The organism is Flavobacterium sp. MMS24-S5, assembly GCF_050320125.1.
GTDB lineage: Bacteria > Bacteroidota > Bacteroidia > Flavobacteriales > Flavobacteriaceae > Flavobacterium > Flavobacterium tyrosinilyticum.
The window spans coordinates 3,221,919-3,246,113 of record NZ_CP190016.1 but is presented as its reverse complement, the minus strand read 5'-3'; the positions used below and the strand labels follow the sequence as shown (position 1 = coordinate 3,246,113).

General features: G+C 32.8%; 19 protein-coding genes and 2 pseudogenes. 7 read left to right on the top strand and 14 right to left on the bottom strand.

The window, feature by feature from the left end; all coding sequences use genetic code 11:
* Nucleotides 1-42: 42 nt before the first annotated feature.
* A pseudogene (locus ACPWTF_RS15035) lies at nt 43-2,226 on the bottom strand (carboxy terminal-processing peptidase).
* Between the two features lie 212 nt (nt 2,227-2,438).
* On the opposite strand from ACPWTF_RS15035, the gene surE reads away from it, so the two are divergent.
* The 5 genes from surE (at nt 2,439) to ACPWTF_RS15010 (ending at nt 7,243) form a co-directional block, all read left to right on the top strand.
* Entirely contained in the window at nt 2,439-3,218 is a 780-nt protein-coding gene (gene surE, locus ACPWTF_RS15030) for a 5'/3'-nucleotidase SurE (RefSeq protein WP_427871883.1), read from the top strand.
* Nucleotides 3,211-3,480: a hypothetical protein gene (locus ACPWTF_RS15025; RefSeq protein ID WP_095928127.1), complete on the top strand. Its 270-nt coding sequence runs from the start codon at nt 3,211-3,213 to the stop codon at nt 3,478-3,480. The genes surE and ACPWTF_RS15025 overlap by 8 nt, the downstream gene beginning before the upstream one ends.
* Nucleotides 3,481-3,543: 63 nt before the next feature.
* Nucleotides 3,544-4,665 (top strand): lipid-A-disaccharide synthase, encoded by a 1,122-nt coding sequence (gene lpxB / locus ACPWTF_RS15020; protein WP_427871882.1) that lies wholly within the window; start codon nt 3,544-3,546, stop codon nt 4,663-4,665.
* A 5-nt stretch (nt 4,666-4,670) separates the two neighbouring features.
* Complete coding sequence (locus tag ACPWTF_RS15015; RefSeq protein WP_427871880.1) at nt 4,671-5,168, top strand: C40 family peptidase; 498 nt, start codon at nt 4,671-4,673, stop codon at nt 5,166-5,168.
* Between the two features lie 50 nt (nt 5,169-5,218).
* A complete protein-coding gene (locus ACPWTF_RS15010; protein ID WP_427871878.1) occupies nt 5,219-7,243 on the top strand; it encodes a ComEC/Rec2 family competence protein in 2,025 nt (674 codons plus the stop codon).
* 2 nt (nt 7,244-7,245) lie between these two features.
* On the opposite strand, the gene ACPWTF_RS15005 is transcribed toward ACPWTF_RS15010, so the two are convergent.
* From ACPWTF_RS15005 to ACPWTF_RS14980, 6 genes and pseudogenes are all read right to left on the bottom strand, one after another.
* Nucleotides 7,246-7,695: a thioredoxin family protein gene (locus tag ACPWTF_RS15005; protein ID WP_427871877.1), complete on the bottom strand. Its 450-nt coding sequence runs from the start codon at nt 7,693-7,695 to the stop codon at nt 7,246-7,248.
* A 259-nt stretch (nt 7,696-7,954) separates the two neighbouring features.
* A complete protein-coding gene (locus ACPWTF_RS15000; protein ID WP_248729183.1) occupies nt 7,955-8,407 on the bottom strand; it encodes a thioredoxin family protein in 453 nt (150 codons plus the stop codon).
* 213 nt (nt 8,408-8,620) lie between these two features.
* Nucleotides 8,621-9,089 (bottom strand): annotated as a pseudogene (locus tag ACPWTF_RS14995) (thioredoxin family protein).
* Nucleotides 9,090-9,136: 47 nt separating this feature from the next.
* Entirely contained in the window at nt 9,137-10,621 is a 1,485-nt protein-coding gene (locus ACPWTF_RS14990; protein ID WP_427871876.1) for a peptide MFS transporter, read from the bottom strand.
* A 3-nt stretch (nt 10,622-10,624) separates the two neighbouring features.
* Nucleotides 10,625-12,301: a peptide MFS transporter gene (locus tag ACPWTF_RS14985; RefSeq protein ID WP_427871874.1), complete on the bottom strand. Its 1,677-nt coding sequence runs from the start codon at nt 12,299-12,301 to the stop codon at nt 10,625-10,627.
* Between the two features lie 34 nt (nt 12,302-12,335).
* Nucleotides 12,336-14,507 carry a S9 family peptidase gene (locus ACPWTF_RS14980; protein WP_427871872.1) on the bottom strand — a complete coding sequence of 724 codons (2,172 nt, stop codon included), beginning with the start codon at nt 14,505-14,507 and terminating at the stop codon, nt 12,336-12,338.
* Between the two features lie 180 nt (nt 14,508-14,687).
* Here ACPWTF_RS14980 and ACPWTF_RS14975 point away from each other — a divergent pair, with 180 nt between their 5' ends.
* Entirely contained in the window at nt 14,688-16,001 is a 1,314-nt protein-coding gene (locus ACPWTF_RS14975; protein WP_427875760.1) for a hydroxymethylglutaryl-CoA reductase, degradative, read from the top strand.
* A 115-nt stretch (nt 16,002-16,116) separates the two neighbouring features.
* Entirely contained in the window at nt 16,117-17,025 is a 909-nt protein-coding gene (locus tag ACPWTF_RS14970; protein WP_427871871.1) for a GYDIA family GHMP kinase, read from the top strand.
* 22 nt (nt 17,026-17,047) lie between these two features.
* On the opposite strand, the gene ACPWTF_RS14965 is transcribed toward ACPWTF_RS14970, so the two are convergent.
* From ACPWTF_RS14965 to ACPWTF_RS14935, 7 genes are all read right to left on the bottom strand, one after another.
* Nucleotides 17,048-17,491 (bottom strand): hypothetical protein, encoded by a 444-nt coding sequence (locus tag ACPWTF_RS14965; protein WP_095928139.1) that lies wholly within the window; start codon nt 17,489-17,491, stop codon nt 17,048-17,050.
* Between the two features lie 420 nt (nt 17,492-17,911).
* Nucleotides 17,912-20,011, bottom strand: a complete 2,100-nt coding sequence (locus ACPWTF_RS14960; protein ID WP_427871869.1) for a peptidylprolyl isomerase — start codon at nt 20,009-20,011, stop codon at nt 17,912-17,914.
* Nucleotides 20,012-20,118: 107 nt separating this feature from the next.
* Nucleotides 20,119-21,375 (bottom strand): hemolysin family protein, encoded by a 1,257-nt coding sequence (locus tag ACPWTF_RS14955; protein ID WP_427871867.1) that lies wholly within the window; start codon nt 21,373-21,375, stop codon nt 20,119-20,121.
* 2 nt (nt 21,376-21,377) lie between these two features.
* Complete coding sequence (locus tag ACPWTF_RS14950; protein WP_427871866.1) at nt 21,378-21,572, bottom strand: hypothetical protein; 195 nt, start codon at nt 21,570-21,572, stop codon at nt 21,378-21,380.
* A gap of 4 nt (nt 21,573-21,576) precedes the next feature.
* Entirely contained in the window at nt 21,577-22,134 is a 558-nt protein-coding gene (lptC, locus tag ACPWTF_RS14945; RefSeq protein WP_427871864.1) for an LPS export ABC transporter periplasmic protein LptC, read from the bottom strand.
* 51 nt (nt 22,135-22,185) lie between these two features.
* The gene (locus ACPWTF_RS14940) at nt 22,186-23,415 is read right to left on the bottom strand and encodes a hypothetical protein (protein ID WP_427871862.1); all 1,230 of its coding nucleotides are present in this window, start codon (nt 23,413-23,415) and stop codon (nt 22,186-22,188) included.
* Nucleotides 23,408-24,142, bottom strand: coding sequence for a type III pantothenate kinase (locus ACPWTF_RS14935; RefSeq protein WP_427871860.1), 735 nt, complete (start codon nt 24,140-24,142; stop codon nt 23,408-23,410). Before ACPWTF_RS14935 ends, ACPWTF_RS14940 begins: the two co-directional genes overlap by 8 nt.
* Nucleotides 24,143-24,195 lie beyond the last annotated feature (53 nt).

Sequence of the window (24,195 nt, the reverse complement as noted above, 5' to 3'; positions counted from 1 at the left end):
AATTCACAGAGCGTTTTTAAACAAATTAAATTCTTCTCGAACTTAAGACTTCACTAGTTTGTCCTTCTTCATTTTAGGATTAACTGTAGCTTTTACCAAACTTTTTGATTGTAAATCATCTAATACGTTTAACGCCTCTTCTACATAAACATCTTTAGATAAAGCTTGGTGCCATGCATCTCTTTTTTCTTTTAAAGAAGCATCAGCTTTCATTTCATCTTCTTCATACGGTAATGATTTAAAAATCAAATCGTTTTTGTAATCAGAAATTGGTTTGTATTTTTTTCCTTCGTTTTCAACTTGTTCTTGAGTTTCTTTAAAACTCTTAATGTTCAAGCTATATACGTTTTCTTTATTCTTAACATCGATCCATTTCGCATTATCATCAATTAACTTAAATTGAGCATTTTGAGCAATTCTGTTTTTACTATTCATAATTGCTTTATTGAAATTCTCATTAGAAGTCCAAGTGCTGTAATCGGCTGGATCAATTTTATCCCAAGGCATTGCATTATCAATGTCTCTCTCTCCCATTTTTAAGTAAGCGTAACGATCTGGCATTACCACATCACTATGAACACCTTCTAATTGAGTAGAACCACCATTAATTCTATAAAACTTCTGTCCTGTAATTTTCAATGCTCCAAGATCTCCATAGTTTGCATTACGCACAAACTGATTTAAATCTAATACGTTTTGTACAGTTCCTTTACCGTAAGTTTGTTTACTTCCGATAATAACACCACGTTTATAATCCTGAATTGCAGCCGCCAAGATCTCAGAAGCCGAAGCAGAAAAACTGTTTACCATGATAACTAATGGGCCATCCCACTCAATTTTTTTGTCTTTATCATATAAAACTTCTTTCTTTTTACCAGCAGATTTTACCTGAACGATTGGTCATTCTTCGATAAATAAACCAGCAATATCAACCACTGTGGAAAGAGATCCTCCACCATCATCACGAACGTCTAAAACAATACCGTTGATGTTTTCTTTTTTCAATCTCTCTACTTCACGAGCAATATCTTTTCCTGCATCACGTCCGTCTTTGTTTTCAAAATCGATATAAAATTTAGGAAGATAGATCACTCCATATTTTAAACCATTTTTCTCCACAATACTAGACTTAGCGTACGTTTCTTCAATTTCCACAACATCACGAATAATAGAAATCACTTTAATAGAACCATCAACTTTCTTAACAGTCAATTTTACTTCAGTTCCTTTATGACCTTTAATTTTCTTTACAACATCATCCAAACGCATTCCAACAACATCTACAGGCTCTTCATTTCCTTGAGCAACTTTCAAGATTAAATCTCCTGCTTCTAATTGTTTTCCTTTCCAAGCTGAACCTCCAGAAATTAACTCATCAATTTGAGTAAAATCATTTTTCTTAGTCAAACGCGCTCCAATACCTTCCAATTTACCGCTAATGTTTACATCAAAACGATCTTTTTCTTCTGGTGCAAAATAGCTTGTATGCGGATCAAAACGAGCCATGATAGAGTTCAAATAAACAGAAAACCAGTAGTCTCTATTCAAATCTTTAATCACGCTAAAATTATCATCTAGAGATTTTAATGAGCTCTCACGAGTTTCTTTCTCTAAAGTTTCAAAAGATTTCTCTTTGTAAGCTGGATCTTTTTTCTTCTTTTCATCTTCAATTTTTTGTTTTGTAACCAAAGAAGAAAGAGTCGATAATTTAATCTGTTTTCTCCATCTTTCATTAATCTCTGCTAAGTTTTTTGCATACGGAATCTTCTCATAATCCGCATCAAAAGTCTCATCTACATTATAGTTAAATGGTTGAGCTAAAATTGTTTTATAACGTTTTTTACTTTCCTCCATACGTTTCATTAACCTTGTATAAGTAAGGTTGAAAAACGTAATATCTTTATTCAAAAACTGATCATCCAGCATTAATTCATACTGTTTGAATTCGTCAATATCAGACTGAAGGAAAAATCTTTTTGAAGGGTCTAGAGCATCAATGTAATCCTTGAAAATACCTTTAGAAAATTCATCATTTATTTCTGCTGGGCTGTAATGTCCTTTTTCAATAACAAATGCTAATAATTCTAAAAGTGTCTTGTCTTTGTTTGGATCTGGGTCGATTGTCCTATCGGCATTCATCTTAAATGCAAATAATGTAAGCGATAAGCACAATACGGCTATGAGTATCTTATAATTTCTTTTCATAAACTTTATAATAGCATTCATCAATTTTTTTATCTAAGTTACGTTAAAAACTATGCCACGAGAGCTAACGCTTCGATAATTTTTTGTTAAAGATATAAAAATGTTTAATTCGCAAAAAAGTTCTTTACCTTAGTTGACAAATTTTACAGTATTTGTGAGTTCTCGCAAATAATTGTGATTAATTTTGTTCTTAAAATCTTACAATTGTTAAAACTACACATAATATTTATTAAATGAAAGCTGAGAAACCACTTATATTAGTAACTAACGATGATGGTATTTTGGCTCCCGGAATTAGAGCCCTTATTAGCGTTATGGAAACAATAGGCGATGTCATTGTTGTTGCACCAGACAAACCACAAAGTGCAATGGGGCACGCAATCACCATCAATAATACTTTATTTATTGATAAAATCTCCAAAGACAATGACACAATTGCAGAGTACAGCTGCTCTGGCACGCCTGTCGATTGTGTAAAATTGGCAGTAAACGAAATCTTAAAACTGAAACCCGATTTGTGCGTTTCGGGAATAAATCACGGATCGAATTCTTCTATTAATGTCATTTATTCTGGCACCATGAGCGCCGCGGTTGAAGCTGGAATAGAAGGCATTCAAGCCATAGGATTTTCTCTTTTAGATTTTGATTGGAATGCCGATTTTGAACCTATAAAATCTTTCGTAAAAAAAATCACTTTAGAAACCCTTGCCAATAAACTTCCGCCAGGAGTCGTTTTAAATGTGAATTTTCCAAAACTAAAGGAATCTGAAATTAAAGGAATTAAAGTTTGCCGTCAAGCGAAAGCTTACTACGCGCAAAAATTTGATAAAAGACAAACTCCTTTTGGAAAAGATTATTACTGGCTTGCCGGAAAATTTGTAAACGAAGATAAAGGCGAAGATACAGACGAATGGGCTTTGGCAAACGGATACATTTCAGTAGTTCCGGTACAATTTGACTTGACCGCTCACCACTCTATTCAACAACTTAATACTTGGAAATTAAATGACTAAAGAAATACTGATCGGATTTTTAATCGGAATTTTTACAGCTCTTTTAGGAAGTTATCTATTCATCACTTTTTTTACCACATTTGATATTTCGCAGGGATTTCAAATGATTCGAGAATACGGATATCTCGGAAAAATAATTACTATAGGTACACTTTTAGACCTTGCCGTTTTTGGCATTCTGTTAAAAAGAAATAAAGAATTTATGGCGCGCGGCGTAATTTTAGCCGTGATTGTACTGGCAATTTCTACATTAGTTATTTAAATCTTATCTTTGCTAAGTTCCCTTAAATGGTTACAACTTTAGCACATTTACAAAAAAACCAACATGAAGTATTACATAATTGCAGGAGAAGCCTCTGGAGATTTACATGGTTCAAATTTAATGAAGGCCTTATATACCGAAGATCCAGAAGCAGAAATTAGATTTTGGGGTGGAGACTTAATGCAAAAAGCAGGCGGAACTCTAGTAAAACACTATCGCGACCTAGCTTTTATGGGCTTTATTGAAGTGGTTTTCAATTTAAAAACCATTTTAAACAATATTAAAATCTGTAAAAAAGACATCTTGGAGTTCAAACCAGATGTGATTATTTTTATTGATTATCCTGGTTTTAATATGCGAATTGCAAAATGGGCAAAAGAATTAGGCTATAAAACGCATTACTATATTTCTCCTCAAATTTGGGCTTGGAAAGAAAACCGAATTAAAGCCATCAAACAAGACGTTGATAAAATGTATGTTATTTTGCCTTTCGAGAAAAGTTTCTACGAAGACAAACATCATTTTCCTGTAGATTTTGTTGGCCATCCGCTAATTGATGCCATCCAGAATCAGCCAGCTTTTGATGAAGCGTTATTTAGAAAAGAAAATAATTTAGGCGAAAAGCCCATTATTGCCGTTCTACCAGGAAGCCGTAAACAGGAAATTACCAAAATGTTGAGCGTAATGTTGAGCGTTGTGGATGATTTTCAGGATTACGAATTTGTTATCGCGGGTGCTCCAAGTCAGGAATACGAATTTTATCAGCAGTTTCTAAAAAATAAGAACATCGCCTTTGTTTCCAACAAAACGTACGATTTACTTCGTTCTTCTACCGCTGCTCTGGTAACTTCTGGAACCGCGACTCTTGAAACAGCTCTTTTTAAAGTTCCTGAAGTAGTTTGCTATAAAGGAAGTGAAGTATCGTACCAAATTGCAAAACGTATTATTACATTAAAATATATTTCTCTTGTCAATTTAATTATGGATCAAGAAGTTGTAACCGAGTTGATTCAAGCAGATTGTAATAAAAAACGAATCAAAGAAGAACTTCAAAAATTATTAGAGCCTGGCCATCGCAATAAAGTGCTGCAAAATTACGATATATTAGAACAAAAATTAGGCGGAGTTGGCGCGAGTAAAAACACAGCAAAACTCATTGTTGCCGATTTAAAACAAAATAATTAATTGATTTGAAACGAATTGTAATTTTTCTGCTTTTAGCAATTGCCGTTACTTCTTGTAGATCGACTTCGACAGCGATATCAAAAAACAGCACAAAAAGCGAATCAAAAAAAGAAAACAGGGCTTTGGTTAATAATTTAATTGAAAAAGCTACTGATAATATTGGCGTTCGCTATAAAGCAGGTGGAACTACAAAAAGCGGTTTTGATTGTTCTGGATTGGTTTACACCACTTTTGAAAGTGAAAACATCCAACTTCCGAGAAGTTCTTTCGATCAAGCAAAAATTGGAAAAGTTGTTCCGTTAAATGACGCCAAAAAGGGAGATTTAATTTTCTTTAAAACCAACAAAAGCAGACAAATCAATCACGTCGGACTAATTACAGAGGTCAATTCTGATGAAATAAAATTTGTTCACTCTTCTACTTCAAAAGGTGTGATTATTTCCTCCACCAAAGAAACCTATTATAAAAACTCCTTTGAGCAGGTAAATAGGATTCTTCCATAAAAAGATGTTTTTTTATTATTTTTCTTACAAATATTTAATACTTTTAAACCATGAAAGTATTAGATTTTCCGTTAATAAAAATTACAATCGCTTTTATAATAGGTGTCATCACAGCTTATTATTTACACTTACCTATTGCGGCAATTCATTATTTACTAATAATTTGTATTTCCCTATTTGTCATTACCTTTTTCTGGAATTTAAAAAACAATAAGAAAACAATTCTTTTCGGGATTTCAGTTTACTTGCTCTCTTTTTTCTTGGGTTCTTTTACCCTTATTAGCCATACCGAAAGTCTTCAAAAGAACAATTACAGGCATTGCAAAGCAGCATTTGAAACAAAACAATCTCTTACTTTAATCTTGAGAGAAAAATTAAAAAGCAATGATTTCAGTGATCGTTACATTGGGCATATCAAAACCATTTCAGGAAAAGTTTATTCTGGAAAAATAATTGTAAACGTTCAAAAAGATAGTAGCCGCAATCCTCTAATTACAGGAAACAGCATTAAAATCAAAACGCTTTTACAGCGAAATAAACCCAGTAAAAATCCAAATCAATTTGATTACAGTAGATACTTGGCAGACAAACAAATTTATGCTCAGATTTATTGTTCTAAAAAAGAAATTTTGGTGAACAAAAACATTCAAAAAGACATTTGGTATTATTGTGCCAAATTACATTCGCGAATAATTTTTAATTTTGAAAAGTCAAAATTCAACAAATCTGAAATGAATGTTGCTCTGGCGCTCATTTTGGGCCAGCAGCAGGACATCTCACAAGATATCATCCAAGATTATCAATACTCTGGCGCTACACACGTTTTATCTGTTTCTGGGCTTCATGTAGGCTTTATAATGCTTTTTATCACTTTTATACTCAAACCAATTCCAAACACAAAAAAAGGTTCATTTTTTAAACTGGCTTGCATTCTAATTTCCTTAGCTGGTTTTGCTATTATTTCTGGTTTATCGCCTTCCGTTTTGCGATCTGTAGTCATGTTCTCTTTTCTTGCAATTGGAAATCATTTGCGCCGAACTGGCAACATCTACCATACTTTACTCGTTTCAATTTTGCTAATATTACTTTTTGAGCCTTATTTCTTATTTGATGTTGGCTTTCAATTAAGTTACATTGCACTTTTTTTCATTCTTTGGCTACAGCCTCTTTTAAAGAATATTTATAAACCGAAGAACAAAATAACAGTTTACATTTGGGAAGCTTTAACCGTTTCGTTCGCCGCTCAAATTGGCACATTGCCTTTATGTCTTTACTATTTTCATCAATTTCCAGGATTATTTTTTGTCACGAACATTATTATACTCCCTATTTTATCCTTTATCATGATTGCTGGAATTGTGGTTATGATTATCGCTATTTTCACTAGTCCGCCTTTATTCATCACCATGATTTTTGAGAAAAGCATTTATCTGCTAAATCTCATGATTCATGCTGTTGCTTCTATAGATTCGTTTGTTATCCGAGACATTAGCTTTAATTTATTTCATTTATGGGCATTTTCTTTATTTATAATCAGCACGATTGTCTGGATTAAAAAACCAAGTTTCAGCAAATTGCTATATGCATTAATTTCAATTATTGCAATCCAGCTTGCCTTTATTTTAACCAAAATAGAAACAGAAAAAGAAGAAGAATTGATTGTTTATAACGAAAGAAACAATACACTCATTTCTGAACGCTCAGGAAGAAATCTTGTGTTTTTTACTAGAGATACTGTTATTGAAAACAACCGAAACATCAATTCGTATCTCGTAGGGAATTCAATTGCTTTTTCTAGAATTAAAGAGATCAAAAATGTGCTGTATTTTAAAAACACCAAAATTCTAATCATTGACAGTACTAAAGCTTTACCAGAAAAATTGAATCCAGATATCCTAATTCTTACCCAGACCTCAAAAATAAATCTAGATCGATTGCTGCAAAATATTCACCCTAAAATTGTTATTGCTGATGGATTGAACTCTAATTCGATTCAGAAAAATTGGAAAAATAGTTGTATTAAAAAAAATATCCCTTTTCATTCAACAAAAGAAAAGGGATATTATAGATTGTAATTTTATTCTGGATTTAAAATCAAATCCGATTCAGAAATCCATGATTTAACGCCAGAAGCTGTATAGCCAATAAGCCCTAGTTTATTAAAATTGGTCTTTCCTTTTCTACTAGTAACTTCAGAAAAACACACTTGCGGAATCTCTTCGATACCAAAAGCATTTTTCAATCGTAAATTTTGCTCTTTACTTGCATCAGAAATAGACGGATCGGAAAGATCAAGCTTGACCAAAATAACATTTTTACGCGACCATTCTTCAAAATCACGAGTGGCAAAAATTTCATTTTGCAATTGAGGACTCACGTTTTGACTAGTAAAAAAAATGAGTAACGGTTTTCTTTTTTCTGCGCTTGCAGTTACAGCATCATTGATGTCTGTTTTCCATATTATATTTTGAGAATTCATATAAAATGGACTTAAAAAAAATAATAGGATAAGTAATTTTTTCGGCATATAAATTTTAGTTTGGGTTATGTTAATAAAACTAAAATAGTATAAAAATAGAATCCAATAAAGAATTTAAGAGATTAAAAACCAACTTCTAAGCATTAAAATCAAATTGACAATAAATTGCTTATTTTTTAATAAATGTGAAATAAACACTAATAAAAAACGTTAAATATTGATTGATCTTTTTAATAATAAAATCCCCTTCTGTAAAACAGAAAGGGGACTAAAAAAAATTAAAATAAAAGTCGAATGAAATCGTTTACTATTCTGCTGGATGTAAAATTGCATTTGATTCTGCAATCCAAGCTTTCGCTCCTCCAGGTTTATAGGCTATTTTTCCTAAGGCACTAAATGTAGTCTTGTTTTTTCTTACCGACGCCATTGCAAAGCATACTTCTGGAAGATCTTGAACTCCAAATGCATTTTTTAATTTCACATTTTGTTCACGATCGCTATCTGAAGCATTCATATCAGATAAATCTAATTTTACTAAGACCACGTTATCACGTGACCATACCGCAAAATCGGGCGTTTTAAAGATTTCATTTTGAAGATTTTCTGGTACACCTGAGGCAGTGAATAAAATCAGCATTGGTTTTTTCTGGTCATTACTTATAGCAATAGCATCTGTCATGTTTGTTCTCCATGCTAAGTTTTGTGCTTGCGCCATAAATGAACCTAAAAAAAATAGTAGGATAAGTAATTTTTTAGTCATATAAATTGGTTTTGGTTAGATTAGCAAGACGAAATTAACATTATATTTTAGTTATCCAAATTTTATTAGCACAAAAAATACATTATATGTTTTTTTAAACGTGATAAAATAAATAATACTCAATTTACTATTGTTTTGTAAAGAGTTTTTCCTACTAAACAAAAAAGTTCCCTTACAGCGTAAGAGACCTTTTGATATTTTTTTAATCTAAATTTACAATTTCTTCGGATGCACTATTCCTTCTGCAACATTTAACCAAGCAGATCGTCAGTCCAGCAACATATCCTGTTTTACCAAGACCTTTAAAATTAACTCTTCCGTCTTTTGTTTCTGCACTTGTAAAGAAAACAGTTGGAAACCCTTGAATACCGAAAGCTTGCTGCAATTCATTGTTTTGACTTTTAAGCTCTGGCGTTTGTGCAACAGCTCTAGGATAATCTAATTCTACTAGAACTACATTATCAGTCGCCCACTTTTTAAATTCAGCAGTTTTTAAAACTTCATTTTGCAAACGAATACACCAACCACACCAATCACTGCCAGTAAAAAACATTAGCATAGGCTTTTGTTCTTTGTTACTTATAGTAATGGCTTCTCTAACATCTGTATACCATTTTAATTCTTGTGCCTGAATATTTGCCGCACCAATTAAAAACAAAGCGATGAGTAGTATTTTTTTCATAACGAGGAATTTTATGCAAATTTATGCAAAAAGTTATTACAATATAATTATTTAACTTCCTGCATTAACCTTCTGATTAGCGGGGTAGCAACAATTAAAACAACTCCCGCAATTAAAGAATATAATGCTAATTGATAATATCCGTCTGTATAAGCAATAAGTTTAGACATTAATGTAGTTCCAGTGTTTGCATCAGATATTTCAGCTCCCAATTTCCCGGCAGCAAACTGACCAAATGCACTAGACAAGAACCATAATCCCATCATCATTCCAAACAATCGTTTAGGAGATAATTTGGTAATTACCGACATTCCGATTAGACCAATACACAACTCTCCAAGCGTATAAACAAGATATCCTAAAGCAAAAACATCAAGAGAACTTAATCCATCTGCATCTACAAAAAATCTAGCAGAGTAAAAGATAAAGAAACCTGCCGCAAGAAGAATAAATGACAAACCAAACTTAATAACAGTATTAGGTTCAATTTTTCGTTTAGCCATTAATATCCACAACAAACCTACCAATGGACTAAAAATAACAACATACAAGGAGTTGATACTATTATTTACCACATTTGGATCAATATGAAAAAACAACAACTTGTTCGATAAATTGTCTTTTGCAAACAAAGACAATGAACCTCCAGATTGTTCTGAAATGGCCATAAACATAAAGTATCCAAAAATGAATACAAATGCAGCTAGAAGTTTTCTCTGCTGTTTTCCATCTTTTAACATTATCAATTCATATGCAAAATATCCTAATGCCACTACTCCCATAGTATACATAAAGTACTCTGTAAAATCAGAATTAATAACCATTATATAAACTAATGGAATTACAACAAAAGAACCTACATAAACTGCAGTTTCATAAAGATTACGTTTTTTAGGCGCATGATTTTCTAACGGAGAATTTCCAATTGGCGCTAGATGCTTTTTCGTTAAAAGAAAAGTAATAACTCCAATTATCATCACAATTGCCGCAGAAAGAAAGCAAAGACTCCAAGAATAGTTCTTTCCTAAATAAATAGGAATTGCACCACCAAGCATACCTCCAATATTAATTCCTGCATAAAACAATCCGTAACCAGCATCTCGACGACCGTCACTTTCGTGATACAGCTCTCCTACCATTGAAGATACGTTCGGTTTAAAAAAACCTGTTCCAATAATAGAAAGTGTTATTCCGTAGTAAAAGAAATCATGCGGAGAAGCCGCAATAAGCAAGTTCCCCAAAATCATGACAATTCCTCCAAAAAGAAGCGATTTCTTAAAACCTAGTATTTTATCAGCAAAAATTCCACCGATAAAAGTAAATGCATATACAAAAGCCTGAATTGCTCCATATTGCAAATTTGCTTTTCCTTCTATTAGACCTAATTGGTCTACCATAAAAAAAGCTAAAACCCCTCTCATTCCGTAGAAACAAAAACGCTCCCACATTTCAACCAAAAACAAGTACCACAATTGTTTTGGGTACTTGCCTTTAAAATTTTGAATTTCTTCTAAAGTAATATTGTTTTCCATTTTTTATCTAACACCGTGCATTAATTTTTTCAATAGTGGTGTTAAAGCAAATAATAAAATTGCAGCAATACCAGTTAGGACAACAAATACCATAAAGAATTCATATAAGTTATGGATTTCAAATCCTGCAAAAATTGGGTTTTGCGCACTAATTTGATGATGATCCAACAAAGCCAACTGGTCTGCTGAAAGCGTTACTTTTTTATCTAAAACTGCCTGAAGATCGATTCCTAATTCTTTTGCTTTTGCAAATTTATCTCCAGTTGCTGGCAAGATAGAACCTAAAGTTCCTCCTAAAGCGTAACCTGATGCATTAGACAAGAAGAATACTCCGTATAATAATGATGCAAAACGTTTTGGAGATAATTTACCAACCAATGACAAACCAATTGGAGACAAACATAACTCTGCACATGTATTTAAGAAATACAATAAGATTAACCATTTAACTAGCAATAAGCCAGAAGTTCCGATATAAGATACCTGAGTAGCAATCATAAAGAAACTGATCGAAATGATCACTAAACCTGCAGCCAGTTTTACTGGAGAAATCGGCTCTTTCCCTTTAGCTCTCAAAGTATCCCAAAGAATACTGAAAGGAACCGCTAAAAACACTACAAACATTCCGTTAAAAATTTGAACCATAGATGGTGGCATTGCCCAACCAAAGAAATGTCTGTCTGTTTGGTTATCTGCAATAAAAGTTAAAGATGAACCTGCCTGCTCAAATGCCGCCCAGAAAAAGATAATAAAGAACGACACGATGTAAATTACAATAATTCTATCTCTTTCAATTTTAGTTAAAGACGTATCAGATATAATTAATCCTGCCAAAGCCAAACCACTTGAGTAAATCAAAGTATAGATCAAATTCTGACCTACAACATAATGAAAAAAGATTCCTAAAGCAATAAATGCTACTCCTGCCATAGCAAGCGCTTTATTTGAAAAGTTTGCTTTCTGAGCTTCTCCTTCTTCAAAATCTGAAGCATCATTTTTAGAAGGAAGCCCTCCTAATGGTTTTCCTTCTGGAGAAACTACATATTTATTTTTTAAGAAGTAAAAAAGGATTGTTCCTAACAACATAGCAACAGAAGCCGCCATGAATCCCCATCTAAAAGCATGAATATCTCTAATTCCGCCAGCATCTTTAACATCTCCCAACAAAGGACAGATAGACTGGCCTAAGAATGCTCCGATGTTAATTCCCATATAGAAAATAGTAAAAGCACTATCTAATTTTGTTTTTTCTTGTTTTGGATACAAACTTCCAACCATACTAGAAATGTTTGGCTTAAAGAATCCGTTACCAAAAACAATCACACCCAATGCAGAGTACATAACGATTTTTGCCAAGTCTAAATTAGACTCAAAAATACTTCCGCTGGTGAACAAAAGCATTTGTCCTATTGCCATTAATAACCCTCCTAATAAGATACAATTTCTGTTTCCTAAATAGCGGTCAGCAACAAAACCTCCTAACATTGGAGTCAAATAACAAAGTCCAAGGAAACCTCCGTAAATTAAAGAAGCTTCTTCTTCCTTCATTAATAATGAATTCACAAGGAATAAAGTTAATAAAGCTCGCATTCCATAAAAATTGAATCGCTCCCACATCTCCGTTCCAAACAATACCCAAAGCCCTTTTGGATGCGCGGTTTTTACTTGTGTTTCTCCCATATTATTCATTATTTAATTAGGTTATGATTTAAAATTATAGATTTTCTTTGATGAAATTGGTCATTTTTGTGTAAAGCTGAACTCTAGTATTTCCGCCATAAATACCGTGGTCTTTATCTGGATAAATTTGAGAATCAAACTGTTTATTAGCTTGAATTAAAGCTTCCATCATCTGCATCGAGTTTTGAACATGAACATTGTCATCTCCAGAACCATGAATCAACAAGAACTTTCCTTTCAACTTACTAACATGATTGATTGGAGAGTTTTGATCGTATCCGCTTGCATTCTCTTGTGGAGTCTGCATGTATCTTTCTGTATAAACGCTGTCGTAAAATCTCCAGTTGGTAACTGGCGCAACAGCAATTGCCATTTTAAACACATCATTTCCTTGGAAAATACAGTTAGAAGCCATAAATCCACCGTAGCTCCATCCGAAGATTCCAATTCTTGAAGCATCAACATAAGAATAAGCGCCAATTACTTTTGCAGCATCTATCTGGTCCTCAACCTCATATTTCCCTAATTCTTTTTGAGTCACTTTTTTGAAATCAGCTCCTTTGTAACCAGTACCTCTTCCGTCAACACAAGCTACGATATAACCTTGCTGCGTTAATGAAAGAAACCAGTAATCATTAGAATTATTCCATTGATTTGCTACCTGCTGAGATCCTGAACCAGAATATTGGAACATGAAAACAGGATATTTTTTTGAAGGATCAAAATCTTTTGGTTTTAAAATCCAAGCATTCAATTCATTTCCTTTTGCTGTTTTTAAAACAATAAATTCTTTTGAAGGAAGGTTATACGCTTTCAATTTATCAGCAAGATCCTGATTGTTTTCGATAACCTGAATTTCTTTTCCAGCTTTTGCATCATTTAAAGTATAAACCGTTGGCTGTGTAGCGCTAGAATACGTATTGATAAAGTATTGGAAATTTGGACTGAATGTCGCTTTATTTGTTCCAGTTTTTGAAGATAAACGAACTTTATTTTTTCCATCTAAACCAATTCTGTAAAGATCTCTATTGATAGAACCATTTTCTGTAGATTGGTAGAAAATAGTTTTTGTTTTTTCGTCGAAACCGTAGTATGAAACTACTTCCCAGTTTCCTTTTGTAACTTGATTTTTAAGCTTTCCGTTTTTATCATATACATAAATATGATTGAAACCGTCTTTTTCGCTTGTCCAGATAAAACTGTTATCTTTTAAGAACGTCAAATTATCATTGATATCTACATACGCTTTATCTTTTTCATTCAAAACTACTTTTGAAGCAGCTGTGTTTCCATCAACAAACAATAAGTCTAAATTATCTTGATGACGGTTTAAAACCTGTGCACAAAGTACATTTGCATCATTTGTCCATTGCATTCTTGCAATATAAAAATCATTATATTTTCCTAAATCTACTTTTTTAGTTGCTGCTGCAGCTACATCATAGATATGTAATGAAACTTCTGAATTTTTTTCTCCAGCTTTAGGATATTTAAAAGTCTCAATTTTTGGATATAAATCTTTATGAAAGATTGACATTGAAAACTCAGGAACTTGACTTTCGTCAAAACGAATATAAGCTACTTTTTTACTGTCTTTACTCCAGTCGAAAGCGCGAACAAATGCAAACTCTTCTTCATAAACCCAGTCCGTAATACCATTTATAACAGCATTTTTCTTTCCGTCAGTTGTAATAGCCGTAGATTTTTTTGATGCTACGTCGTATACATATAAGTTATTTTCTTTTGCGTAAGCGATTTTTGTTCCGTCAGGTGAGAATGTTGGCTCTTGAATTTGAAAATCAACAAGTTTGATCAGAGATTTTGCTGCGATATCATAAAGGTAGTAATCGGCAGTAAAAGAGTGACGGAAGATTTTAGAAGAATGACAAGCAATTAAGATCTTTTTTTCAGAAGCATCAAAAGTATAGCTGTCAATTCCGTCGGCAAGTTCTTTATGGTTCTTAGTATCAATAAGATTGGATACTTTTTTCAGGGTAGCAAAATCGTATAAATCAATCTGCATACTTCTGCTCGCTTGGTCAATATTTAAAACAGTATATTGATTTGTATTTTTCAGCGATTGTAGTTCATCCATTCCTTTAGCCCGGAAAGTACCGCTAAAAACATTTTCGACAGTTATTTTCTGCTGTCCAAAAACAACCGCAGTTAAGAATAAAAGTACTGCAGTAAATTTGCTTGTATTCATTAGAATTATTTTAAATATAAAAAGAGCCCAATTTTAGTAAAAAAAATAAACATAATACACATTTTAAGTGTTAAATGTTAAAAAAAATAACGATTGCGTACTTTCATGTCTGAAATAGATTGCAATCAAAACTCTTAAAATAGTATCTTTGTGCACACAATATTATTTAATACATTGAGAATGAACAACGCTGTTGCCGGATTTTCTAAATTATCCAAAAAAGAAAAAATTAACTGGATTGCAAATGAATATTTTTCAAATCCTGAAGAGGCACAAAATATTATAAGAAATTACTGGAATTCAGACGAAAAGCTTCAGCAGCTTCATGACGAATTTATAGAAAACACCATTACAAACCTTTATATTCCACTTGGAGTTGCCCCTAACTTTTTGATTAACGGAAAATACAAAACAATTCCGATGGCAATCGAAGAGAGTTCTGTAGTCGCAGCAGCATCAAAAGCCGCAAAATACTGGTCTACAAGAGGCGGATTTAAAGCTACTATTATCAATACTGAAAAAATTGGTCAGGTGCATTTTACTTATAGTGGAGATGCAGAAAAATTAACTGAATTTTTCGATCAATTAAAACCAAAATTCTTTTCAGAAACGCAAAGCATTACCAAAAACATGCAGCAGCGTGGGGGAGGAATTTTAGATATTAAACTAAAAGACAAAAGAAGTTTACTTGAAAACTACTATCAGCTTCATGCTACTTTTGAAACCAAAGACAGCATGGGAGCCAATTTCATCAATTCTTGCTTAGAGCAATTTGCTTCAACTTTAAAAGAAGAAGCTCAAAATTCTGATTTATGTGAAAATGGTGAAAGTTTAGAGGTCATAATGAGTATTCTTTCTAACTACGTGCCACACTGCCTGGTTAGAGCCGAAGTTTCTTGCCCAATTGAAGAATTGGCAGAAAAGCACATCACCAATCCTCAAGAGTTTGCTGAACGTTTTGTACAAGCCGTTCAAATTGCAGAAGTAGAACCTTTTAGAGCGGTTACCCATAACAAAGGGATTATGAATGGTGTCGATGCTGTAATTCTAGCAACAGGAAACGACTTTAGAGCCGTAGAAGCTGGTGTTCACGCTTATGCAGCACGAAATGGTCAATACGCGAGTTTATCTCACGCCAAAATAAAAGAAGGAATCTTTACTTTTTGGCTTGAAATTCCGCTTGCAGTTGGTACAGTTGGTGGCTTAACTTCTTTACATCCATTAGTAAAATTGTGCTTAGAAATTTTAGAAAAACCATCCGCACCAGAATTAATGCAGATTGTAGCAGTTGCAGGTTTAGCACAAAATTTTGCTGCCTTACGCTCGCTAACCACAACTGGAATTCAGGAAGGCCATATGAAAATGCACCTTAACAACATTATCAATCAATTTGAAGCTACCGATGAAGAGCGTCATTTAATTAAAACACACTTCAAAAAAACAGCAGTTTCTCATAGCGCTGTGGTAGAATTTATTGAAAACTTAAGAAAATAACAAAGTCAAAAAATTCCAATATTTAAAGTTCCAAATTCCAAATTTCCTACTTGGAATTTGGAATTTCACATTTGGAATTTGAAATTTAGATTTAGAATTTAAATAATAAACAAGTATGTCAACAACCTTTTATAGTAACGGAAAACTTTTTATAGCTGGAGAATATCTGGTTTTAGATGGAGCAGATGCTTTTGCGTTGCCTACAAAATTTGGTCAAGATTTAGTGATTGAAGATTCAGAAGACAAACAAATCGAATGGAAAAGTTATGATTACAACAAACACTTATGGTTTGAAGAGACTATTTCATTTGACGAAGTTATAAAAGGTTTAGACTCTCAGATTGACACGGTAAAATCGACTTTAGTCAACATACTGCATGAAGCTTATATCTTAAATCCAAAATTTATTGATAACGCTACAGGCTATAAAGTAAGCACACATTTGAGTTTTCCAAAAAACTGGGGATTAGGAACTTCTTCGACTCTTATAAATAATATTGCACAGTGGACTGAAATTAATGCTTTTACGCTACTAAATAATAGTTTTGGCGGAAGCGGTTATGATATTGCGTGCGCACAAAACAACACCCCTGTTTTATACAGAATAAAAGATAATTTTGTACAGCAAGTTGAATTTAACCCAGACTTTAAGGAGCACATTTATTTTGTTTATTTGAATAAAAAACAAAATAGCAAATCTGCTATTTTTTCTTACAACAACCATAAAAACAATCATTTAGCAGACCGAGTTGCAGAAAACAATAAAATTACAAATGCGATTCTTCATGCTCAAACATTAAAAGATTTTGCTTCTGCTGTTCAGAAACATGAAATTCATTTGAGCAAAGTCTTAGAAATGCAAACTATAAAAGAAGCTATTTTTCCTGATTTTAATGGTGTCATTAAAAGTCTAGGAGCTTGGGGCGGCGATTTTGTTATGGTAGTTTCTAAAGAAAATCCAAAAAACTATTTCTTTAATAAAGGATATGAGACGATTTTAACTTATGAAGAAATGATTTTATAAAATCAATTTTGAAAAAAAGACATTAATTAGCCTTTTTAGTGCTTTTAACGTGCTTTGTCTCCAAACGGCGCACAGCTTTGCTTTCTTGCTCATTAGACTCTATAAGCCTATTGTGCAAGCGTTCAGCCATTTTTTCGATGCTGTTTGTAATAGAATCGTAAACCACTTCCATTCGGCGGTGTTTCTCCTCTTTTACTGCCCTTAAAACATCTTCTACAAAAACTTTATCATATTTTTCGGCAACAGAATCATGTGTATTTGTCAATCTGATCACATAGTCGTTACTCAAAATAGTAACTTTAAAATGCTGCTCTTCATTACTCAAATAATACTTTCCACCCAATTCATCAACATTGATGTCGGTGCTGCCCACTTTTAAAAGTTCGATAATAATCCCATAAATATGACTCTCTATTTTGGTGTATACTCTCGGCTTCTTTCTAAAAAAATTAAAAGTAAAAAACATTAAATGATTAATTATTAAGGATATTGCTTTTGGTTTTGGATTCTTTCTTTTTTCATTTCCAGCAAAAGCCAAAAATATGTTAAAATGAAAAATCGAGCAAATAAACTGTAATATTTTGAAAATCACAAGTTTTTCAAATTAAATTTCGATAATCCCTATATACTTTAAGAAAATTAACACAAAGTAAAATATTTGCTTCAATAAGGACAGAAAACCTTTACCAATTTCTTGTTCGTGTTTTTATCTAATCTTGAAATAAAACTTATTTTTTAAAAATAAATAAACTCTTGATTAGATCTATAAAAATTAAAATACGCTAATTACCGAACCAAAATTTTAGCAAAGTCACTAAAACAAAAAAAGCCCAAAACTAAAATGTTTTGGGCTTTTATATATATTAACCTTTTTAACGCAATAAAACTAGTAGTTAAATTGTAATCTGTTATCTTCAATTTTAGCATTGTTTTTCAACGCTGGTAATACTCTACTTGCATCATTAGCACTTTGAGCTTTTACTTTCTCTACATAAGCAGCATGATTAGCAATTGCAGGAGCTTTTACAGTTTTAATGTTTTTAACAACATATACACCTGTATTTCCTTCAATTGGAGCAGAGATTTTGTTTGCTGCTAAAGCAAATGCATTACCTACTACTCTTGGCTCTTGTCCAACTCCGCCTGGCAATACAGGATTATCAAGAGTTACATCTGTAGCTTGTTGAACCGCAACACCTGCAGCTTTAGCAATAGCTTCAATGCTAGAACCTTGCATTTTAGCTTTTAACAATTCTGCTTTTTTCTTGTTTTTCAAGATTGGCTCAACATAAGGTCTTGCCATATCTACAGAAACTAAACCAGATTTGTTTTCCCCTTTATATTGTGCGATAACGTGTCCGATGTTTGCAATTTCAAAACGTTTTACATCTCCTTTGTCAGTTTCTTTATCAAAAGCCCACCTTACAATGTTACGTTGGTTTCCTAATGGTTCAAACGCTTCATCCATAGCTTTTGCATTCACTGGCTGAGCAACTTTTAAACCTAATTCTTTTGCTGCAGCATTGAAATCTTTATCAGCAGCATCCATTTCGAATTTAGTCGCTAATGTAAATACTTTATCAGATGTAGCTTCAGAAGGCTCGATTTTTTGAGCGATTGTAGCTAAACGAATTCCGTCTTGTTTGTCTGTAATTTTGATAATGTGAAATCCGAAAGGAGTTTCTACTAAACCAACTTTACCAATTCCGTTGCTGAATACAAAATCATTGAAAGGTTTTACCATTTGGTTTGGTCCAAAATATCCTAAATCACCACCTTGCTGTGCAGATGAATCATCAGAACTTGTAAAAGCCAACATCATAAAACTATCTGGATTAGCTTGAACTTGAGCTAAAATTTCTTCTGCTTTAGCTTTAGCTTCTTCTTTAGTTCTTTTTTCTTTTGGATTTGGAGTTTGAGATCCTTCATAACCAATTAAGATATGACTTGCTTTTGCATTAACACCCGCTTTAAACCCTAAAGATTTAGAGATCGCATAATATCTTCCGTAAACGTATGGTCCGTAGATTGCTCCAGCTGGCAAGCTAAATAATTTATCAGCATCAACTGCTGGCAATGCATTTTTAGGAACATAAGTAGAATCGTAAGGCACATCAGAATTTGCATTTACAAATTCAGCAATGTTTGTAGCACTTTTAAATCCTGGCAATGTATCGTTTTTACCTGTTTTTGCATTGTAAACAACACTTCCTGATAATAAAGCAGTTAATTTAGCTTTAATTTCAGCCTCATCTTCTTTAGAAGCTTTATCTTCAACTAAAACGTACTGAATTTCGCGAGTTGCATCAGCTTTGAATTTTTTCTCGTTTTTCTTCATGTAAGCTACGATCTCATCATCAGAGATTTTTACTTCACTATCTTTAATAGAAGAATAAGGAGCTGCTGCATAAGCAAAACTCACTTTATTAGCTTCCATTTCATACTTTAATTTTCCTTCACTAGCAGTTGTGTAAAGTCCTGATTTAATTAAAGTATTATAGATTTGAAACTTAGCATTCAATTCAGCATCTTTCTCTTTCTCAGCGATGTATTGTGCAGCTTCTGGATTTGTTTTAAAATAATCTTTAAACTTAACAACATCAAAAATTCCTGCTGCGTTTAAGAACATTGGGTTTTTACCAATATTTGGATCTGATTTCAAAACCTCTAAAATGTGTTTTTCACCAACTCTCAATCCTAATTTATCAAATTGAGATGACAATAAAGCGATTGAAACTTCTTGATCCCAAACTCTGTTTGCAGCTTCAGTGGAAGTTATACCTTGCCCACTTTTTTCAACATTACTAACTTTAACTCTAAAGTCTTCAAATGAAATATCTTTTCCATCGATGCTTCCTACATCTTTTGAACTTTGACCAAATGTTCCTCTTGTAAATAGATCTTGTATTATAAATGCAAATAATGCAAGTGCAATAACTCCTATCAATAAAGCGGAACGCTGTCTAATTTTTGCTAAAACTGCCATTTTATTATCGTTAATTTTATATTCAGTTTGCGAAAATACAATTATCTAGTTAATAACAATACAACTAGCGTTTTATTTTCAACATTTTTTTTCATTAATTTAAAAAATCAGTCTTTAATTGTCATTTTGACTAGTTCTATTTTCTTACTTGAAGCCTCTTCAATAGAAAAATGGAACTTATCTACTACAATTTTATCTCCTTTTTGTGGGATTTCTTTTGTATGATTGACAATAAAACCTCCTAAGGTACCATAAGAATCTTCTTCTGGAATCATTAATTTATAGGTCTCATTCAAATACTCAACATCTAATCGTGTTGAAAACAAATACTTGCCTTCTCCAATTTGCTCTTCGATCAACTCTTCATCTAAATCGTGCTCGTCTTCAATTTCTCCAAAAAGCTCTTCTACAATATCTTCAATTGTAATAATTCCTGAAGTCCCACCATATTCATCTAAAACTACTGCAACATTTTTTCGTTTTTTGATCAATAAATTCAGAACATCTTTAATCAAAATGGTTTCTGGAACAAATTCAACGGTCATTAAAACCGATTTTATTGTAGCTGGTTTTTTAAACAAATCGAAGGAATGAACATAACCTACAATATCGTCTAATGAATTCTGGCTTATGATAATTTTAGAATATCCTGTTTCGATAAATAAGGCTCTAAGATCGTCTACAGTATCAAACAAATCTATGTCGACAATCTCTGTTCGAGGCGTCATAATATCGCGTGCCTTAACGGCTGAAAATTCTAAAGCATTTTGAAAAATCTGAATTTCAGAATCTACCTCTTCATCTTCTTCAACCGTGCTCATTTGCTCTGTGATGTAATTTCCTAGCTCAATTCGACTAAACAAATGAATTTGACTGCCTTCTGTTTTAAAAAATTTACTCAACACAAAATCTGCAATCCAAATAAAGAAAGTCGAGATATAATAAAACAATCGGTAAAATAAATAAGCAGGAAGAGCCAAAATCTTAATTAAAGAATTGGCATATATTTGAAAAAATACCTTCGGAAAAAATTCTGAAGTCAGTAGCACTACAAATGTAGCCAGAAGTGTCTGGATAAGGATATTCCACCAATCAGAAAAAACTAAACCAAAATAAGCCATCCAATCTAAAATCAGATCGCCCATAAAAAAACCGTAAATCACCAAAGCTACATTGTTGCCTATAAGCATGGCAGCGATAAACTTAGAAGGATTTTCGGTTAATTTTGTTAAGATTCGAGACAAGAAATCGTCTTGTTTCTTTTCTATTTCGAGATAAATTTTATTGGCGGATGTAAAAGCAATTTCCATCCCAGAAAAAAAGGCAGCTAGTATTAAACAGAGTATTATAATACTAATTTCCATTTTTATTGTTTTTTGTTACGGTCATTATGCCTATTAAGAAATCTTCTCCTAAAGAAAAACATAAAAACAGCCATACCTGCAATTACAAAATAGAAAGGATAACTCTCATCGCTTTCATTTAGTTTTACAATACCATCATAAGTAAAGAAAACCGCAAAAAGGATGTAAACGTATTGTGTATATTTTAAATAACTCATAATATTATAATTCTTCGTCTGATTCAATTTCACCGCTTATTCGCTGCGAATTAATCACTTTAAAATCTTTACTAAAATCTATTCCCTGACCATAGGAAACCCCTTTTTTATCGGTCAATTTGAACTTTCGTTCTGTATAAAACCACTCGTTTTTCTGATCGAAATACAATTGTTCTGTTTCTAAAACCTGTCCTTCTTCAGAAGTAATCTTTACTTTACCGATCAAATCAATAATTCCGGTGTTTTTATAGGAAACAGCATAATTACCTCTGATAAAGGTACGCTTTTGCTTTTTATCATATAAAGTAACATCGATTCCTTTAGGGAATTCTGTAAAAGGAAAATCAAGATTGGAATAATCTAGCATTTTCGGACTGATCAAAACCCCTGTAATGCGTCCAGAATCTGTGTATTTAATATTTACAGTATCGGCATCACTGGCAGGAACAAATTCTGAGAAGTTAATTTTTTGAACTTCTTTAAAATTACTTTCGCATCCAAAAAATAGTGTCACAGCAATAACTATGACAACTAATAGACTATATCTTTTTGGTAAATTCATTTGCCAAATGTAGTAAATTGTAATGAGCTTCTAAAAGATAAAATATTCTGTTTATTGGAATTTGCTCTTCACAAACCATTTGTCGTTGAAAGAGAAACTCACACTAAAATTAACATAATTCTCTTGCACTAAATCTGATGCTGTTGTACCACGTTTACCAAATTCAATTCCGAAATTTAGATTTGAGAAAGATCCTGTAATTGGAATTCCAGCTCCTAAACTCATTCCAACATCTTTAATAGATTCATTATTTACAATAAGACCGATTTTTTCATATTTCAAACCAGCTCTATACGTAATTCTGCTCAAATAACTAGTAAAAGAAGTATAATTTGGAAGGTAATATCCACCAAGAGCGTATTTAGAATAGCTCTCATATCTTACATTACTTGCCTCATTGTAATAATTTGCTAGCTGTCCGTCTCCTTGAAAAGTCATGTTTGCTCCTACAAGCCATTTTCTAGATTCACCAATACCAAAACCAACACTCAATTTATTCGGAAGTTTTAATTTAGTTGTTTCTGTTGGAGAGATATAAGGGTCAGAATCTCCTTGAACCGAAATAGCTCTCCTATTGTCTGAATTCAGATTGCTAGCGAAAGTATAGCTTAAACTAGAAAAAATGCTCGTTTTTTTATCGATTTTTTTCTGATACATCGTACCGAAACTAAATGCCATGCCCGAAAGTTCAGACGTATTCACTTCTGCCGTTCCGCTTTCAACTCCAGTAATACCTTCTATAGTTGTAGTAGTAATTTTTCCAAAATTATATTGTGCATCTGCTCCAATATTCCAGTTTTTCATGATTTTATATGACAAACCAAAATATACTTTATTCACACCACCTTTTCCATCAAGCTGAGAATTTAATGCGCCTTCTGTAGCCGAATTGTCATTACGTATTTTGTATCCTACTGAACTTACCGGGATCAAACCAAATGAAGCACCAAATTTTCCCATCGGAATACCTAATGCTAAATAATCAAAAGTAGTTCTTTGTGCTTTTTCTGATTGAGAAGTCGTCTTTAAATTAGAAGTAGCAAATGTTCCTCCAACTGTAAAAGTTGTCTGAATTAAGCTGGCATAACTTGCCGGGTTTTCTATATTTAAGTGAATCGTATCTTGCTCTACTGCAACTCCTGCCATAGATCTGTTTTCAAGTGTTCCCTTGAATCTCACATCTCCTATTCCGAAAAAAGAATAAGGTGAAGCAGTACCTTGTTGAGCGAATGAAACGAACGATATAAGCAAACAAGCGCTTAGTATTACTTTTTTAATCATTGTCGATTTTATATTGATATGTTTGGCTCAAACTCTCCAGAAGGAAATTTGAATTGGCAAATATGGTATTTTTTAATCGTTTAGCCAAAAAATCTGCATCGCCACCCGTTAAAATTATGATAAAATTTGAAAACTCTTTCCGATATTCATCGATAAAACCGTCAATCTCATAGACGAAACCGTTGACAACACCAGAATGTATAGCCTGTGCCGTTGAGTTTCCTACATAAGAGTCCGGCTCTTCTAAGGTTAGTAACGGCAGTCTGGCCGTAAAATTATGCAGCGATTCATATCGTAAACGAAGCCCTGGAGAAATGGCTCCTCCTAAATAATTATTATTTTCGTCGATGAAATCGTAGGTTATGCAAGTTCCTGCATCGATAACCAAACGGTTTTGTTTTGGAAATTGAAGTGTTGCTCCTGCAGCCAAAATCATTCGATCTATTCCTAAAGTTTTTGGAGTCGCATACTTATTTTGAAAAGGAAAAACATCTTCGTGGGTAAAAAAGTAAACTTTTAGTCTGTTTTCAAAAGTCAAAAAGGACTGTTTTTCGATATTTCCTACCGAAGCAACAACCAAATCGGAGCATTTTGGATATTTTTCTAAAATTTTTTCAATTTTTTTTTCGATTTCATTTTTATCAAAAACAAAATTTTCTAGAGAAGTATTATCCTCAAATACAGACGCTTTAATTCTGGTATTGCCAACATCGATCGTTAAAATCATATTTCCTTTTTTGCTTTTGCGAAGATACGAATAGATTTTTTCTAAAAAATGTT